Origin of the sequence: Sphingobacterium siyangense (assembly GCF_007830445.1) — a bacterium.
In the GTDB taxonomy this organism is placed as follows: domain Bacteria; phylum Bacteroidota; class Bacteroidia; order Sphingobacteriales; family Sphingobacteriaceae; genus Sphingobacterium; species Sphingobacterium siyangense.
The window spans coordinates 209771-226563 of the sequence record NZ_VLKR01000005.1 but is presented as its reverse complement, the minus strand read 5'-3'; the positions used below and the strand labels follow the sequence as shown (position 1 = coordinate 226563).

At 40.0% G+C, this 16793-nt stretch carries 13 protein-coding genes and 1 tRNA gene; 9 read left to right on the top strand and 5 right to left on the bottom strand.

Translation table 11 applies throughout. The annotated features are described in order from the left end of the window. Window positions 1–5: 5 nt before the first annotated feature. A tRNA-Met gene (locus tag IQ31_RS07100) sits at window positions 6–78 on the bottom strand. Between the two features lie 115 nt (window positions 79–193). Here IQ31_RS07100 and era point away from each other — a divergent pair. Beyond that, entirely contained in the window at window positions 194–1072 is an 879-nt protein-coding gene (era, locus tag IQ31_RS07095) for a GTPase Era (RefSeq protein WP_070570335.1), read from the top strand. Between the two features lie 73 nt (window positions 1073–1145). Here the strand turns inward: era and uvrC are convergent, their stop codons facing one another. The 4 genes from uvrC to IQ31_RS07075 form a co-directional block, all read right to left on the bottom strand. Further along, entirely contained in the window at window positions 1146–2945 is a 1800-nt protein-coding gene (gene uvrC / locus IQ31_RS07090) for an excinuclease ABC subunit UvrC (protein WP_115046553.1), read from the bottom strand. A gap of 93 nt (window positions 2946–3038) precedes the next feature. Then, the gene (locus IQ31_RS07085) at window positions 3039–5309 is read right to left on the bottom strand and encodes a penicillin-binding protein 1A (protein WP_145327562.1); all 2271 of its coding nucleotides are present in this window, start codon (window positions 5307–5309) and stop codon (window positions 3039–3041) included. Between the two features lie 239 nt (window positions 5310–5548). Then, window positions 5549–6028, bottom strand: coding sequence for a 2-C-methyl-D-erythritol 2,4-cyclodiphosphate synthase (gene ispF, locus IQ31_RS07080; RefSeq protein ID WP_145327561.1), 480 nt, complete (start codon window positions 6026–6028; stop codon window positions 5549–5551). Window positions 6029–6350: 322 nt separating this feature from the next. Continuing rightward, window positions 6351–7169 carry a glycogen/starch synthase gene (locus IQ31_RS07075; RefSeq protein ID WP_070570107.1) on the bottom strand — a complete coding sequence of 273 codons (819 nt, stop codon included), beginning with the start codon at window positions 7167–7169 and terminating at the stop codon, window positions 6351–6353. 148 nt (window positions 7170–7317) lie between these two features. Here IQ31_RS07075 and panC point away from each other — a divergent pair, with 148 nt between their 5' ends. From panC to IQ31_RS07035, 8 genes are all read left to right on the top strand, one after another. Beyond that, a complete protein-coding gene (gene panC / locus IQ31_RS07070) occupies window positions 7318–8178 on the top strand; it encodes a pantoate--beta-alanine ligase (RefSeq protein WP_145327560.1) in 861 nt (286 codons plus the stop codon). A gap of 44 nt (window positions 8179–8222) precedes the next feature. Beyond that, window positions 8223–8573, top strand: coding sequence for an aspartate 1-decarboxylase (panD, locus tag IQ31_RS07065; RefSeq protein ID WP_070570112.1), 351 nt, complete (start codon window positions 8223–8225; stop codon window positions 8571–8573). A gap of 120 nt (window positions 8574–8693) precedes the next feature. After that, entirely contained in the window at window positions 8694–9056 is a 363-nt protein-coding gene (locus IQ31_RS07060; protein ID WP_145327559.1) for a hypothetical protein, read from the top strand. A gap of 371 nt (window positions 9057–9427) precedes the next feature. Then, window positions 9428–11764, top strand: a complete 2337-nt coding sequence (locus IQ31_RS07055) for a TonB-dependent receptor (RefSeq protein ID WP_145327558.1) — start codon at window positions 9428–9430, stop codon at window positions 11762–11764. Window positions 11765–11778: 14 nt separating this feature from the next. Then, window positions 11779–12246 (top strand): thioredoxin family protein, encoded by a 468-nt coding sequence (locus tag IQ31_RS07050; protein WP_145327557.1) that lies wholly within the window; start codon window positions 11779–11781, stop codon window positions 12244–12246. Window positions 12247–12321: 75 nt separating this feature from the next. Then, window positions 12322–12993, top strand: coding sequence for an FKBP-type peptidyl-prolyl cis-trans isomerase (locus IQ31_RS07045; protein WP_145327556.1), 672 nt, complete (start codon window positions 12322–12324; stop codon window positions 12991–12993). 218 nt (window positions 12994–13211) lie between these two features. Further along, the gene (locus IQ31_RS07040; RefSeq protein WP_145327555.1) at window positions 13212–13805 is read left to right on the top strand and encodes an FKBP-type peptidyl-prolyl cis-trans isomerase; all 594 of its coding nucleotides are present in this window, start codon (window positions 13212–13214) and stop codon (window positions 13803–13805) included. Between the two features lie 1147 nt (window positions 13806–14952). Next, on the top strand, window positions 14953–16596 hold the full coding sequence (locus IQ31_RS07035) for an NAD+ synthase (RefSeq protein WP_145327554.1): 1644 nt from the start codon (window positions 14953–14955) through the stop codon (window positions 16594–16596). Window positions 16597–16793: the final 197 nt, after the last annotated feature.

Sequence of the window (16793 nt, the reverse complement as noted above, 5' to 3'; positions counted from 1 at the left end):
TTTAGTAGCGGGGACCAGACTCGAACTAGTGACCTTCGGGTTATGAGCCCGACGAGCTGCCAACTGCTCCACCCCGCAATATATTTTTGAACAAAATTGCTTTTTTCTTTTGAAAAAACAAGATTATGATCCTTCCGAATTGGAGTACAAAGATATATTTTGTTTCTTTGTAATCCTAATAAAATTTAGAAAAATGTCACATAAAGCAGGATTCGTAAGTATCATCGGAAAGCCAAATGCTGGTAAGTCCACCCTAATGAACGCTTTAGTGGGTGAAAAAATGTCTATCATTACACCCAAAGCGCAAACGACAAGACACCGCATTATCGGTATTGTAAACGATGAAGACCATCAAATTGTGTTTTCGGACACCCCTGGTGTTATCAAACCAAACTATTCTTTGCAAGAATCGATGATGAATTTTGTCCAAGGATCGTTGATCGATGCAGACATTATTTTATTTGTGACAGATATCCACGAAAAATACGATGAGAACGATGTCCTGGAGAAATTGCGTAAAACAAATTCCCCTGTTGCCGTGCTAATCAACAAAATTGATAAATCTTCGGAAGAAGAGGTCAAGGCTAAGATTGAATTTTGGCAGGAAAAATTAAATCCAGATACCGTTTTTGCAATTTCAGCAAAATTAAATCATAATGTCGCCGCCGTGATGCACTACATCAAGGACAAGTTACCGATTCACGAAGCCTATTATGAGAAAGATGAGCTAACGGATAAATCCATGCGTTTCTTCGTCTCTGAGATGATCCGTGAAAAAGTATTCAAACTATACGATAAGGAAATCCCCTACAGTACAGAAGTAATCGTCACATCATACAAAGAAGAAGCAAATATCACTCGTATTGCTGCCGAAATTATTGTAGAGCGCGACTCTCAAAAAAATATTATCATCGGAAAAGCAGGCGCAATGATCAAAAAAGTCGGTACCTATGCCCGCCAGGATATCGAAGAGTTTATCGATGGAAAAGTATTCCTCGAACTTTTTGTTAAGGTGATTCCTGACTGGAGAAGTAAAAAGAACTACCTTAAACGTTTTGGTTACGATGATTAATTCGCTTTGAAAAGTTCGTACGGAGACCTTTTTTACCGACCTCGAATGCACGAACTATTCTTCTTTTAAATTTTTACGTTGCAAAATATTCACGAAGTGCTTTAATCTGTTTCAGATTAAGCACTTTTTTTAGCTCTTCATCGGAGGCTTCCTTCACTTTTTTTACCGATTTAAACTCAGTTAATACTTTCTCAACCGTTGTTTTTCCAATACCCGGAACATTTTCCAGCTCTGAAACAAAGGTTTTGCGGCTCCGTTGATTTCTGTGGAAGGTGATTCCGAAGCGGTGTGCTTCATCCCGGAGATGTTGAATGACCTTGAGGGTTTCAGACTTCTTATCCAAATAAAGTGGGTACTGATCACCCGGATAGAAAAGCTCCTCAAGTCTTTTGGCAATGCCGATGACCGTTACTTTCCGTTCTATCCCCAACAAGCGCAGACTCTTTAAGGCTGCGCCCAGCTGCCCTTTTCCCCCATCGATAATGATCAATTGCGGCAAAGGCTGATCTTCATCCAATAATCGCCTATAGCGTCTAAAAACAGCCTCCTCCATCGTGGCAAAATCATTGGGCCCCTCCACGGTTTTCACATTAAAATGGCGGTAATCTTTCTTCGAAGGTTTTGCATCCTTAAAGACAACAATAGCCGATACGGGATAATTCCCCTGAATATTCGAGTTATCGAAACATTCAATATGTTGCGGGAGCACATTCATGCGCAGATCTTTTTGCATCTGCTTTAAGATGCGCTCCGTCCGAATATCCGGATTAAGCTTTTCATATTGCAACAGACGCTCTTTTCTAAAAAATGCCACATTCTTTTGGGAAAGCTCCAGCAATTTTTTCTTTTCCCCCAACTTCGGAATCGTAAATCGAATCCGTTCGTTCTCTTCAATATCCAATTCAAAAGGTACGATAATTTCCCGCGAGAGACTTTTGAAGCGCTCCCGAATCTCTGGTATCGCCAAGGCCAAAAGCTCCTGTTCACTCTCGTCCAAACGCCTTTTCATTTCGAGGGTCTGTGTCTGAATAATAACACCATTCATGACTTTCAGGTAATTGACAAAAGCGTAACCCTCGTCTGAAGCAATACTAAATACATCCACATTGGTAATGGATGAGTTGACCACCGTCGACTTGCTCTGGTAATTGTCCAGCTTATCCAACTTCGCCTTCATTAACTGTGCCCTTTCAAAATCCAAAGCCGCTGCTGCTGTGCCAATACTTTCCTTTAAACGATTGGTCACCACAGCAATCTTTCCGTTCAGAATATCCTTGATATCACTCAGGTTCTGATCGTAGTCGTCTTCGGACTGATACCCTTCGCAGGGCCCCTTACAATTTCCAATTTGATATTCAAGACAGATCTTAAACTTGCCTTTCCGTATGTTTTCCTGTGTGAGAGCCAAATTGCAGGTACGGAGGGGAAATAGTTCACGGATCAGATCCAATACAATATGCATCATCCCCACCGAAGGATAGGGGCCATAATAACGAGACCCATCCTTGATATATTGTCTGGTCCAAAAAACCCGCGGAAAAGGTTCGTTCTTGATGACAATCCATGGATAGGTTTTATCATCCTTCAACAGAACATTATACTTGGGCTTGTGTTTCTTGATTAATGAATTCTCAAGCAACCAAGCATCAATCTCTGTATCAACTATAGTAAAAGATATACGGTTGATCTTGCGAACCAAAACACGGGTTTTGCCATTCAGCTGATTTTCATTCACGAAATACGAACCGACCCGATTACGCAGATCCTTCGCTTTACCGATATAGATCAGCTCACTATTTTTATCAAAATACTGATAGACTCCCGGTCGATGTGGTATCTTTTTTAATTCTTCTCTATAATCAAATACGTCCATTACGTTCCAATATCAAACATGTTCAGCAAAAAGGCCAGACAAAAAATCTCGAAAAAATTTATTATCTGGCCCAATGGTAATCGTTAAAATAACTTAGAAACCTAAGCGATCATCTTTTAGTTTAGTCGCATCTTTACCGCTTGAATCCGTAGATCCATCTTCGACATCTGAGCCACCACCGCCCCAATACTGATTACAGTCAATGACACGGGTAAGCCCACCCTGCGGTTGCTCAAAATCGCCCTTGGTATACTTCAGATTTGAATCTTTATATACTTTCTGCATATAGTACGCAAATACAGGCATCGCCGCTGCCGCCCCCTGTCCGTACTCCATCCTGTCGAAACTAATACCTCGATCTTCTGCACCGGTCCAAACCCCTGTAACCAGTTCCGGTGTGATACCAATAAACCAGGCATCTGAGTTATCGTTGGTTGTACCTGTTTTACCACCAATTGGATTGGTGAGCTTATACATCCATTGAATACGTCTCGCCGTACCCTGGGATACCACCTTTTTCAACATATCAACAATAATATAAGCGGATTCACTATTTAAGGCTTTTACGACCTTTGGTGCTTTATCATAGATCGGTGTACCATTTTTATCTTCAATCCGTAAGATCGCTGTTGGCTCAATCCAAGTTCCTTGATTCACAAATGCCGAATAAGCACCCACCATATCAAAGACCGACGCTTCATAAGCACCTAATGAGATCGATGGATAGTTAGGCACATCGCTTGTTATACCCATCCGTTTTGTCAATGCAGCTACTTCCGCAGCGCCAACTTCGTGCACCAGATAGGCCGTCGCATAGTTTTGTGAATAAGCCAATGCTTTCGCTAAAGTAATAGGGTTTCCACCTTGTGCATTTCCTCTTGGTGTCCATCCGTTATAAGTTTGTTGGTAATTGGGAATACTGTAACATGGTGAATAACCATTATCAATCGCCACCGCATACGTAAATGGTTTCGCCGTGGATCCGACTTGACGGGTACCCATTTTTACCTGATCATATTTGAAGTGGTCAAAGTCAATACCTCCAACCCAGGCTTTGATATGTCCGGTCTTCGGCTCCATAGACATCATCGCATTGCGCAACATAAGTTTATTATACTTAATGGAGTCCATTGGCGTCATCATCGTATCAACACTTCCCTTCCATGTAAATATATTCATCGGAACCTTTACATTGAAGGCCTTTTTGATCTCGTCTTCATTCAAGCCCTCTTCTTTCAAAATACGGTAACGATCAGAGCGCTTCATTCCGCTAATAAGCAGCTTGGCTTTCTCGCCTTTAAAAGGATCCCTATTTTTCCATTGGGCAGCAAATTTAGACTGCAGTTGCTTCATCCACTCTTTTTGCGAATCCTCTGCATATTGCTGCATAGACATATTGATCGTCGTATAGATTTTCAATCCATCACGATCGAGGTCATAAGGTGTGCCATCTGGTTTGGTGATAGACAATTTTGCAAATTCCTTTTTGATTTCATCCTTTAATACCGCTCTAAAATATGGCGCCAAACCCTCACCGTAATTTGCGATCTTAAGTTCTAAACCAAGTGGTTTTTCTTTCGCTTTTGTAGCCTCCTCAGCCGAAATAAAATTTTCGGCAACCATATTATTCAACACCGTATTACGGCGAGTACGTGATTTTTCGGGATACCGCACCGGAGAATATGCTCCTGGACCTTTAAGCATTCCCACCAAAAGGGCTGCTTGGTCTGCTGTCAGTTTATCCGGAGTCGTATTGAAATAAGTCCGCGCAGCGGATTTGATTCCGTATGTATTGTAAGCACCAAAGTCTACCGTGTTAAAATACATGGTAATAATCTCATCTTTGGTATAATTTCTTTCCAAGCGAACCGCTGTAATCCATTCCTGAAATTTCTGGATGACACGCTTTAGAAAATTCTTCTGCCGTCCATCCGAAAATAGATTAAGTGCCAACTGCTGTGTAATTGTACTTCCCCCCTGTTTGTTACCGGTCAGCGTGTGAAAGATAACTGTAAATGTACGTGAGTAGTCTATCCCAGAGTGATCATAAAAGCGTTTATCCTCTGTCGAAACCAATGCTTTGACCAAATAAGGAGACAATTCGCTATACTTTACATTGGAGCGGTTTTGGACATAATAAGTTCCCAATACCTTATGATCTTCCGTGATAACTTCGGAAGCTAAATTACTTTTGGGGTTTTCCAAATCACTGAAGGAGGGTAATTTTCCAAATACGCCAAGACGTATACTCAATATAAAGAGGAAACCTATCGCGACGATCCCGATGATAATTTTCCAAAAATTGAACGTATACCGCTTGACATCAGCCTCAGTAAGTTGATTTTTTTTTGATACTCGTTTCATCTATTTACTAAATTTCAGACGTAAATATTATTCATTTTAAAGACCGCAATGCATAGTCCATTTTTCCAGCCACAGTTGTGTTTTGCAAACTTGGATACGGCATTATTTCGATCTTTAAAGACTTCAATTAAGACATTAATGCTCACTCTATCAGATAGTGTGCCAAGAATCCCTACTTTGGCAAAGGTATTACTAATTGGGCCAAAAGCAAGAATTTAAACGTGAAAATATTGAGGCGACTACGCGCGTTCAATCAAACAAACCGCATAAGCAACCACCCCTTCCTGACGACCGATAAATCCCATCGTTTCATTTGTTGTTGCTTTAATAGAGATGTCGTCGATATCCAAACCCGTTGCTTCAGCCAGTTTAACTTTCATTTGTGGAATATAGGGTTTGATCTTAGGAGCTTCCAGACACAGCATCGCATCAATATTGCCAAGCGTGTATCCCTTCGCAGCAATCAGCGCCATACATTCTTTTAACAACAAGAAACTGCTAATGCCTTTCCAACGCATATCTGTATTTGGAAAGTGGTAGCCAATATCTTCTAAATTGGCAGCGCCCAAAATGGCATCACATATCGCATGGACCAACACATCGGCATCAGAATGCCCAAAGGCACCAGCATGATGCTCCAATTGCACTCCACCGACAATAAATGGATGACCTTCTTTCATCTGATGGACATCAAATCCAAATCCTACCTTAATTTTCATGACACGAATTATATACAATAAAATACAGCCAATGTATGCTATTTGATAACCTAAGCTATGAGGTATAGATCACACCCGATTTATCTTCGCGGAGATCTCCTGGTATGAATAGCTAAAAACAATGACAGATTATTGCGAAGATAACAATTCGCAGCTATATTTATCGCGACAAAAGGTTTCTAACAGGTAGCGCAACGAAAATCATTGAAATAACGGTTCGACCGGATGAAAAAAGAGACGCATAAAAAAAGGCTATCCTTGAGAATAGCCTTTTTTTATATTATTGTCTGTTTGTTTTTCGAAACGCTTCGAAAAGTAAAGCTTACGCTTCTACTTCTTCAGGCGCAAACTGATCATATACTTCTCCAAAAGCATCGTAGTCCTGATCGCCATTAGGCTCAAAAACCTGAATATCTTTTGAGCGAGCAAAATCAACTATTTCAGTGTTGACATTTTCGTCAGCGACAACCACCATATCGGTAAAATGCAAAGCACCTTTGTAGATCGCCTCATAACTACCATCACCGTACACCTGCGCATCTGCGGCTTTAAAGGAACCTTCTGGCGCCATTTCAGCATACTTCGTACCTAATGTACCTTTAAATTCTTCATTGAACAAAGAGTACATCACTTTTGCATCCTTGAATGTAGGATCGTCTTTATAAGTTGTCTTCACGTAAGCCGGTACCAAAGCAGAGAACCATCCATGACAGTGTACTACATCAGGGGACCATCCTAATTTCTTCACAGTTTCCAACGCTCCTTTACAGAAGAACACCGAACGCTCATTATTGTCTGCAAAGAATTCGCCATGCTCATCACTAAAAACTTTTTTACGCTGAAAGTAGTCTTCATTATCCAAGAAATACACCTGCATACGGGCCGCAGGTAATGAAGCAACTTTAATAATTAGCGGATTATCATTATTATCCACAACAATGTTCAAGCCTGAAAGACGAATAACCTCATGTAATCTATTTCTACGCTCATTGATATTCCCAAAACGCGGCATTAAGATCCGGATCTCAAAACCCTTTTCTTGCATTGCTTGCGGAAGTTGACGTGTAATTTCAGAAATTTTAGTTAATTCGAGGAAAGGCGACATCTCGTGAGTAATAAACAATATCTTCGTTTTTGCCATCTCCAGTTATTTTTATTTATTATTTTCGAACAGTAAAATCGGTCTACAAAGGTACGAAAAAAATACTTACTATGCAATTTACTATTAATCATCGTTTTATATTCCCAAAATATTATGCACCTTTGCCAACAAAAAACTAAATAGCAAAGTGGAAATTTTCAAAACGAAAGCATCTCTCCAAGCATACCTGCAAGAAGCCCGATCAACAGGTCAAAAAATCGCCCTAATCCCTACGATGGGCGCTTTACATGAAGGACATTTATCCTTATTAAATTATGCAAAACCAATCAGTGATATTCGTGTTTGCAGCATTTTTGTTAACCCCACACAATTTAACGATCCGAAAGATCTCGAAAAATATCCACGGCCCATCGAAAACGACATCAGATTACTGGAATCCGTCGATTGCGACATCCTTTTCTTACCAAGTGTTGATGAGATGTACCCCGATAAAAATGAGGCCTGGCATCTCGATCTTGGCGAACTGGACCAAATTTGGGAAGGTGAAAAACGCCCCGGCCATTTCCAAGGAGTCACGCAGGTGGTCTATAAATTATTTACATTGGTACAACCGGATATTGCTTGTTTCGGGCAGAAAGATTTTCAGCAGGTCATGGTTATTAAACGCATGATAGCCATGAAGGATCTCGCGATTCAATTGGCGATATGTCCTATCATTAGAGACCAAGACGGCCTAGCACTGAGCTCTAGAAACGCGCGCTTAAGTGAAGCTGGAAAAAGAACAGCTTTGGCACTCTCCCGTTCTCTGCAATTCGTAAAAGATCATATACATGACCCTATCCCACTAGCGGAAATAAAAGACAAAGCCCTGCAGATTTTAACAGACACCGATGGGCTTAGCGTTGAATACTTTGCGCTATGTGAAAGTTCAACGTTAAAAGAAGTCGATCACATCGATTTCAGCAAGCAGCATGTCGCACTAGTCACTGGCTGGGTTGAAGGTGTCCGTTTGATTGATAATATGATTCTGAATAATTTGTCAAATTAATTGACAAATCTTTCAAATTCAGCAGAAAGCCCTACCTTTGCGCCATGGTAATAGAAGTAATGAAATCCAAGATTCACCGCGTTAAAGTCACACAAGCGGAATTGAATTATGTGGGTAGTATCACAATAGATGAAGATTTGATGGATGCCGCAAATATCATCGCTAACGAGAAAGTTCAAATCGTAAACAACAATAATGGAGCCCGTCTTGAAACATACGTCATCCCAGGTCAACGTGGATCAGGTATTATCTGTTTGAATGGTGCTGCGGCTCGCCTGGTTCAAGTTGGCGATATCGTCATTATTATTTCCTACGCGAACATGGACTTTGAAGAAGCTAAGCAGTTTAAACCTTCCGTTGTATTTCCAGACGACAACAATCATCTGATTAAATAGTCAGGAAGCAAGTTAAGCTTAGCACATAGAAACTTTATAATTTTTTAATGAGTGGATCACGAATACTCACAAAATAAAATCGTATTTTTGAAGCGTTACCCTAAAAAGTAACGCTTTTTTATGTACCGAAAAACAACGAAATCCCCACGTCAGCTTATCGCATTTTGCCAATTGGTATTAATGTCGCTGATTATTATTTCGGGTGTTGTTTTTATGCACAAAGAGGTAAAATCAACCGGTGAGATTGTCATGCACACCCACCCTTATGATTTTACAAAGAAACAAAAGCCGCAAGAAACAGATGACCAAATCGAATACCTCAATGTCATCTATCACAATACCTACGTACAAACTGAATTTACCGTCCTTGAGCTTCCTATTGCGCGTGAAGTAAAAGAGGAACGCTATCATTTATTTTGTTCGGAAGCATTCACCACAACCATCGATCATTACCACTTACGTGGTCCCCCCAGCTTAGCATAAATCAAAAATCAAAGATTTCGAAGGTCTGCAGTCCAGGGCGGCCAAACTCGTGTTGTGCAAAAAACAATATGTTAGCCATGCGCTCAATTGATTGGTCCAGTTGCTATGGAATGTAATACCTATCGATAAATATCTTTTGATACCATCTTTTCGTTGCCTCCTTTTCGAGCATTGTCTTTTCACAATGGCGAAAACGTTTGCTGAATAACCTTGGCGGGAGTTCAGTACGTTGCCTGGTATAAAGCACCTTACTAAAAAACGAGCCATTCGCCTGTTTTCGAGAAGTTCACAATACCTCGATCGCCATTTATGCAATAGGAATAGACCTCGCTATACCAGGCTTAAATGTTTTAAATTTTTATCAAATTACGATGCTAAAGCAATACACATTATTGGCCACATTACTGGCTGGTACATCCACTATATACGCCCAGTCAAAACTTGAAGGCTACTTGTTCAATAAAAATCATGAAGCGGTTCCCTCCGGTACCCTGACCTTAAAAAACAGCAAGCTCGCGACAACATCCGATGTCGATGGCTACTTTAAGCTGTCTGCAATATCAACGCAAAAAGTAACCTTGAATATATCTGCAGTGGGCTATCGTTCCTTCAGCAAAGTCATCTCTTTAGACACGTTGAAGGCACCATTGCAAATCCAACTGGAGGAAGACAACCTCAATTTGGATGAGGTTGTGGTTTCAGCTACACGCTATGGCGTAAAACGTAAGGACGCTCCTGTGGTGGTCAATGTCATTGGTCCCAAATTATTTAATGCGACACAATCTGTCGCTATGTCGGAAACATTGAATTATCAACCGGGGGTACGGGTAGAAAACAATTGCCAGAATTGCGGTTTTTCACAAGTCCGGCTTAATGGTCTCGAGGGCCCCTATTCACAAATATTGATCAATAGTAGGGCGGTATTTTCCGCACTAAATAGCGTATACGGTTTGGATCAGATTCCAACCAGTATGATCGATCGTATTGAGGTTGTGCGTAGCGGCGGTTCGGCTTTATTTGGTGCCAATGCCATTGCAGGGACCATCAATATTATTACAAAAGATCCGGTAGAGAACGACTGGCAGGTCAAATCCACCAACTCACTTATTGGTGGCAAAAGCTGGGATAATACCGTTGATTTTAATACCTCAACCGATTCGGAAGACCTCAAAAGAGGAGCCACATTCTACGGCATGCACCGTAATCGGGAAGCTTACGATGCGAATGGTGATGGTTTTTCGGAAATAACCAAACTTCGTAACACCACTTTCGGCACAAAATTATTTTACAAGCCGAGTGACCTGGATAAGATAACGGTTGACTTTAGCACCGTGAACGAGTTCCGCCGCGGTGGCGATCAACTTGATAAAGTACCCCATCTGACGCAAATCACCGAGCAATTGGAAACCAGTTCGCTTGTTGGCGGAATCACCTACGATCATTATTCCACCGATTATAAGCAAAAAATGTCCCTGTATGGCTCTGTGCAGAAAACTGTTCGCGACAGCTACTATGGCGGTCTTGGAGGCGGAACAACACTTGCCGACAGCACATTAGCCGCAAATGCCTATGGAAAAACAAATGATATCGCGCTGGTTGCCGGGGGACAATATACCTACAACTTTGAAAGAGATGTATTTACTGCCGGAGTGGAGTTTTCATACAACGATACCCAGGATGAAATACCGGGGTATAAACGAACCATCGATCAGCAGAATAAAGGACTAGGCAGTTATGCCCAATACGAATGGAAACCTTTAAGTAATTTTAAAACGTTAATTGGAGCGCGATATGATTATACCTATGTAGACGGTAAATATAGTCTTGCAGGTATAAATAGGAACTCAGATCAGCGCTTCGGCACCTTTAGTCCACGGTTGACCATCTTATACGATATCACAAAAGACCTCCAATTTAGAGGGGGTTATGCACGTGGCTTCCGTGCGCCACAGGCATTTAATGAGGACATGCATGTCACTTCCATTGGCGGAAACCAAGTCTTTGTATTGATCGGTGAAAATCTGAAAACAGAATACTCCAATGCGTATACAGGTTCTTTTAGCTACAATAAAAATTTTGGAAATGTACAAACCAGTTTGCTCGTGGAGGGATTTTACACGGATCTAAATAATCAGTTTGTCAACGTCATGGCGTCTGAAAAAGACGGATTGATTATCCAGGAAATGCAAAATGGTGAAGGGGCCCGGGTGTATGGTTCTAATATTGAAATCAATATCGCGCCATCCTCCTGGTTTTCTATCCAAACCGGCGGGACGATCCAGCGCTCACGTTACAAGAAAGACCAAATCATCTATACAGGAAAAGAAGATGGGCAGGATATCCTCACCAAAAAATATGTCCGTACGCCCAACATTTATGGTTATTTGAATAGCAACCTGAAAGCAACCAAACAATTTGCGATCGATCTGACTGGAGTATATACGGGAAAAATGATTGTTCCACACATTCAAAATGATGTGATGACCCTCAAAAATGCCCGGGACTTTGTGGAATTAAATCTCCGCTTAGGCTACACCTTTCCAATACATAAGGATTTCAGCATCGAAATTTTTGGTGGAGTACAAAACATGTTCAATGCTTTTCAGAAGGACTTCGACAAGGGAGCGCTACGTGATTCAGACTATATCTATGGTCCAACACGCCCCCGTACTTACACGTTTGGACTTCGTGTTGGTCATTTTCATTAACATAAATTTGGGATATGAAGCATTTCCAAAAAATATATGTGCTAGTGATCCTATTCTTTTATCCGCTCTGCCACTATGGACAGGAGCGGATAAATTGGATTGATTTTGCGCAATTGGATTCACTCCTGGCCGTTTCACCACGCGAAACACTGCTCTTTATTCATACAGATTGGTGCAGCTACTGCCGAAAAATGGAACAGGAAATCTTTACAAAAAAAGAGATTGTCCAATTAATCAACAAGCGCTACTATGCGGTGAAGCTTGACGCAGAATCTATCGATGAGATTGCTTTTGATCGAAGCATATGGAAGCCCTTAAGCAAAAGAAAAAAAACAGGACAATTCCATCCTTTAGCTTTGCAATTGCTACAAAGGAGAAAAATGATTTTCCCAACTCTCCTACGTTTTGACAGTGAATTTCGGTTAAAAAACATACAACAAAAATACCTGAAATCAAAGGAGTTAGCTGTTTTTTTAGAATAATTTAACATTTACGTGTAGCGAACTCCATTATTCCTGCGTTTTGGATTTTATAATTAATACACACTTTAAGAAATTATGAAAAATATCACGAAATTATTAATGGCGTTTTTGTGTCTGGGAGTTCTATTTACGGCTTGTAATAAAGATAATATCGATTATGATGCATTGAATAGACAACAAATAGAAGCTGCTAGAAAAGAAAAAGCACGCAGGGATTCCCTACTAAAAATACAAGCTCCTCTTTTAGAGCAGTATGCCAAATCCAAATGGAAAGAAAATGCACGGTTTTCCGACTCCACAGGAATTTGGTACAAAGTAGAGCTTGCAACAGATAATTCAACACCATATAGTTATACAGGAAGTGTTGGCTATTATGGTCCACAAGCAAACGCGTGGTCTGCAACCTTAAACTTCAAAGGTGAACTAATGGATGGAACTGTATTCGACAAAAATACAGATGGTGTTCCTAAAGTTTATGACGACATCCGCGTTGCCATAAAAACTTATGGACAAGCGTGGGTGCAAGCATTTATTCCTACCATTATTAATATCCAAGGTCAAGATGTAAGATTTGAAGGTTTATTACAAAAAGGATTGCAAAAAGGTGATAAAATTAGCTTTATTGCTCCTTCTTACTATTCTTTTGATCAAGTGGAATATACAACGGGAAGCGAAAAGGTAACTGTTCCTAAAAATACACCGGTAGTATACACCATCGACCTAAAAGCTGTTGGTGCTGTTAAATAAAAAAATGAAAAACAATGCATTCATCAAAGCCATTTTCCTCGTGAGAATGGCTTTTTTGTAAGCAACCACCGCCGTAGTCCACGATCAGAAGTGTAAATTACTGTATCAAAATGTTAATTCTTACAGTGAAAACTTCTAACGAAGAAAAAATAATATACATTTGCAAAGCTACTTTTATAGAAAATAGCTTTTCCTTGAAAAACCAATAAAAAAATACAATGAAAAAACTGTTATCACCACTATTCATGGGAATTGCAGCAATCGCTTTCCTTATTGTAAGCTGTAACAAAAGTGACGATGCGCCTGTTTATGATGCGAATGCACAATTTAAGACGGATTCTGTAACACTTAAAAATTACGTTAGCCAAAATTACCCTGCTGCACAATACAACAGCGAAACAGGAATTTGGTATGAAATTCTTGCCGAAGGAACCGGAAATTATGAATATAAAGTGGTTGACACATTAAATGGTAAATACTTAAAATTTAAACCGACTGTAAAATATGTTGGAAAGTTATTGAGTGGAAGTGTATTTGATAAAACTGATACGGCCAAAGAATTTGAAATCATCACAAACACGGGGTATCAATATCCATTTTATAGCACCATTATTCCTGCTTGGACCTTCGCATTTGCACCACAAAAAATCGGTGACATGAAATTGGGCGGCTTAACCGAAAAAGGTCTACAAAAAGGCAGTAAAATTCACATCATGGCACCTTCCCTTTATGGATACCAAAACCAGGCTGTCGGAACTATTCCGGCAAACTCACCATTGGATTTTGTCATTGAAGTTACAGATATCAAATAATTATCGCCCCTTCTGAAGCAATAAAGCATAAAAGCTCCTAAAATGATCTCATTTTAGGAGCTTTTTAGTTCAAAGAGGTTTTCAACATAAACCTTCACAGCATCATTGCCTCATATCGCCCCCTCTCTACAGGGAAATATGCTCCCACAATCTCTTCAAACTAAGAAATAAGGATTGATCTGTTTATTGGACGATAGTTTTAGTGTTTCCAAAATTATCCAAAAACTCAAAAGTAAGATCGATATTAATACTGATATATCTTGATACCTACTTATACCTAATAATAATTTTTAATCAATTTTTAAACAGTGATCAGTCACTAATAATTCAGTGCTCACTGAGCAATCACTGAACAAGCACTGAACGATCACTGAACAAGCACTGTCTAAAGAATTAATTTGGTCACTATCTAATTCTAATTTTTCTGTAGAAAAAATGAGAGAAAAAAGAAAGGCGCTATACTTAAGTAACAAAAGGATCGCTGCTGTGCGGTAATGGTATGATCCGAAAACAACACTTTAAATTAATTAAACCAAGGAGGAAGTTGAAACACCACTCGAAACAGGATTTTAGAAAAAATAAAAGCTCGAAGTGGGGAACTCCGAGCTTTACCTAACCAATTATTAACCTAAATTATGAAAAGTTCTTTATATATTATTTTTAATATCTTTCGTTTCTTTTGATATATCAAAGGTACTACAGATCTGCTTTCATGTCAAGAAATTTAACAGCATTTAACGTTGTTAAAATTATGTTAAAACAATTTAGCACTCCTTGTGTCTTAAAAGGGAGTCTACTAACCTTTCGATTTTCAATAACAAAATCTTCAGCCAAAGAGCTGTATAACCAATCGGTGCTCATTTGCAATTTCCCATACTGCTCCTTGTAAATAGCATATAAAAAAGTTATTCCTAACGTCGATTTGCTCCCAACTTGTAAAAAGCGTGCATCTACAATGACAGCAGTTTAAAAGGTGGACCCAACGTGGACTCACTGTGCACGCACTCCGCTTGCGAGCCGAAAGAGGCAATAAAATCTTAGCGCTTTTATTCGACCAAGGGTGGTCTGAGTATCAAAAAAAAGAAATAAATTTGTGAGAAGATCCGACATCAATTGGTATCTTATTTAGTTAGACGATTAATAGCATATGAAAATAGCTTTAGCACAATTGAATTACCATATCGGTAATTTTGAAGCAAATACTAAAAAAATAATTAGCGCGATCCAACAGGCCAAAGAAGCAACGGCCGATCTTATTATTTTCGCCGAACTCGCAATTGGTGGTTATCCTGCCAAGGATCTTTTGCGGAGTAAGGCCTTTAAACGTCAATGCGATGAAGCTATTCATCAAATTGCTGCTCATTGTCAGGATATCGCCTGTATCATCGGAGCCCCAGTCAAAAACAGTGATCCTGAGGGCAAAGAGCTTTATAATACCGCTGTATTTATTGAGCATGGGGCAGTCCGAAACATTGTTAAAAAAGGCCTTTTGCCCGATTACGATGTATTTGATGAATATCGTTATTTTGAACCCAGCAGACGTTTTGATTGTATCGAGTTGAACGGCGTAAAAATCGCCTTAACCATATGTGAAGATTTGTGGGATGATGACGAAGGGGGCAACTCTTACGTTGGTGACCCCATGGCAGAGCTGAGAAAAGAAAATCCAGACCTCCTCATCAATATTGCGGCATCCCCTTTTTCCTATACCCATTTTGATGAACGGATCAAGGTCCTCAGCCAACAGGTAAAAAAGTCTGGCAGACCGCTAATTTATGTCAATCAAATTGGTGCTCACATGGATATTATCTTTGACGGCCGCTCAATCGCCCTGAATAATGAAGGAACAAAAATTGCTGAGCTAAAAAGCTTTGAAGAAGATCTTCAATTTGTCACCTACCATCAACAAAATATAACCTCCACCACAGCATCTTCGAAAGAGTCTATAGCTGAGATGGCTCTTATACATGATGCATTGATCCTTGGGCTACGTGATTATTTTCAAAAATCTGGTTTCAAGAAGGCGGTTTTAGGTTTGTCCGGTGGGCTAGATTCGGCCTTAGTTGCTGCTTTGGCCTGCGAGGCTCTGGGTGCCGATAATGTATTAGCCATACTGATGCCATCGGTCTACTCTTCCGACCATTCGATAAAAGATGCGATGGATCTTGTCAACAATACCGGTTGCAAACATTATATCGTTCCGATCAAAGATATTGCCAATGCCTTCGAACATAGTTTAGCTCCTCTTTTTGAAGGGCTGCAGCCAGATACGACTGAAGAGAATATTCAAGCGCGCGCACGTGCGGTAATTCTGATGGCCGCTTCCAATAAATTCGGCAATATTTTACTCAATACATCCAACAAAAGTGAGGCTGCTGTAGGATATGGTACACTCTATGGTGATATGGCAGGTTCCATCTCTGTAATCGGTGATGTTTACAAATCCAAAGCCTATGATTTAGCGCGCTATATCAATCGAGAAAGGGAGATCATTCCAGTCAATACCATTGAAAAAGCGCCTTCTGCGGAACTTCGGCCAGATCAAAAAGATTCGGACTCGCTGCCGGAATACGATCTATTGGATCAAATCCTCTTTGAACTCATCGAAAATGAGAAAGCGGGATCTGAGGTTGTAGCAATGGGCTTTGAAAAATCGTTAGTAGAAAGGGTATGTAAATTGGTTAATAATGCGGAATTCAAACGTTTTCAAGCTCCTCCCATCCTGCGTATTAGTGCAAAAGCTTTTGGTCCAGGAAGGCAGATTCCGTTGGTGGCAAAATATCCGTATTAATTTTACAATTCGGATTAAACCATATTTATAGTTTTTTGTCTAAAGTAATAGATTGTAAAATCAAAAAGGATGGCAGCATCCCAGACGATAAAAAAACAATTGCCATGAAGACCGTCAACTGTACTATTTTTTACAATTGAAAGGTATGCGGATAAAGAATAAGAACAAATTAGTTAAATAAATATAAGTTCCATATA

Bases quoted from the DNA above. Each gene is read 5' to 3' on its own strand.
- era (WP_070570335.1), top strand. From the start codon at position 194: ATGTCACATAAAGCAGGATTCGTAAGTATCATCGGAAAGCCAAATGCT.
- uvrC (WP_115046553.1), bottom strand. From the start codon at position 2,945: ATGGACGTATTTGATTATAGAGAAGAATTAAAAAAGATACCACATCGA.
- IQ31_RS07085 (WP_145327562.1), bottom strand. From the start codon at position 5,309: ATGAAACGAGTATCAAAAAAAAATCAACTTACTGAGGCTGATGTCAAG.
- ispF (WP_145327561.1), bottom strand. From the start codon at position 6,028: ATGAAAATTAAGGTAGGATTTGGATTTGATGTCCATCAGATGAAAGAA.
- IQ31_RS07075 (WP_070570107.1), bottom strand. From the start codon at position 7,169: ATGGCAAAAACGAAGATATTGTTTATTACTCACGAGATGTCGCCTTTC.
- panD (WP_070570112.1), top strand. From the start codon at position 8,223: ATGGTAATAGAAGTAATGAAATCCAAGATTCACCGCGTTAAAGTCACA.
- IQ31_RS07060 (WP_145327559.1), top strand. From the start codon at position 8,694: ATGTACCGAAAAACAACGAAATCCCCACGTCAGCTTATCGCATTTTGC.
- IQ31_RS07055 (WP_145327558.1), top strand. From the start codon at position 9,428: ATGCTAAAGCAATACACATTATTGGCCACATTACTGGCTGGTACATCC.
- IQ31_RS07050 (WP_145327557.1), top strand. From the start codon at position 11,779: ATGAAGCATTTCCAAAAAATATATGTGCTAGTGATCCTATTCTTTTAT.
- IQ31_RS07045 (WP_145327556.1), top strand. From the start codon at position 12,322: ATGAAAAATATCACGAAATTATTAATGGCGTTTTTGTGTCTGGGAGTT.
- IQ31_RS07040 (WP_145327555.1), top strand. From the start codon at position 13,212: ATGAAAAAACTGTTATCACCACTATTCATGGGAATTGCAGCAATCGCT.
- IQ31_RS07035 (WP_145327554.1), top strand. From the start codon at position 14,953: ATGAAAATAGCTTTAGCACAATTGAATTACCATATCGGTAATTTTGAA.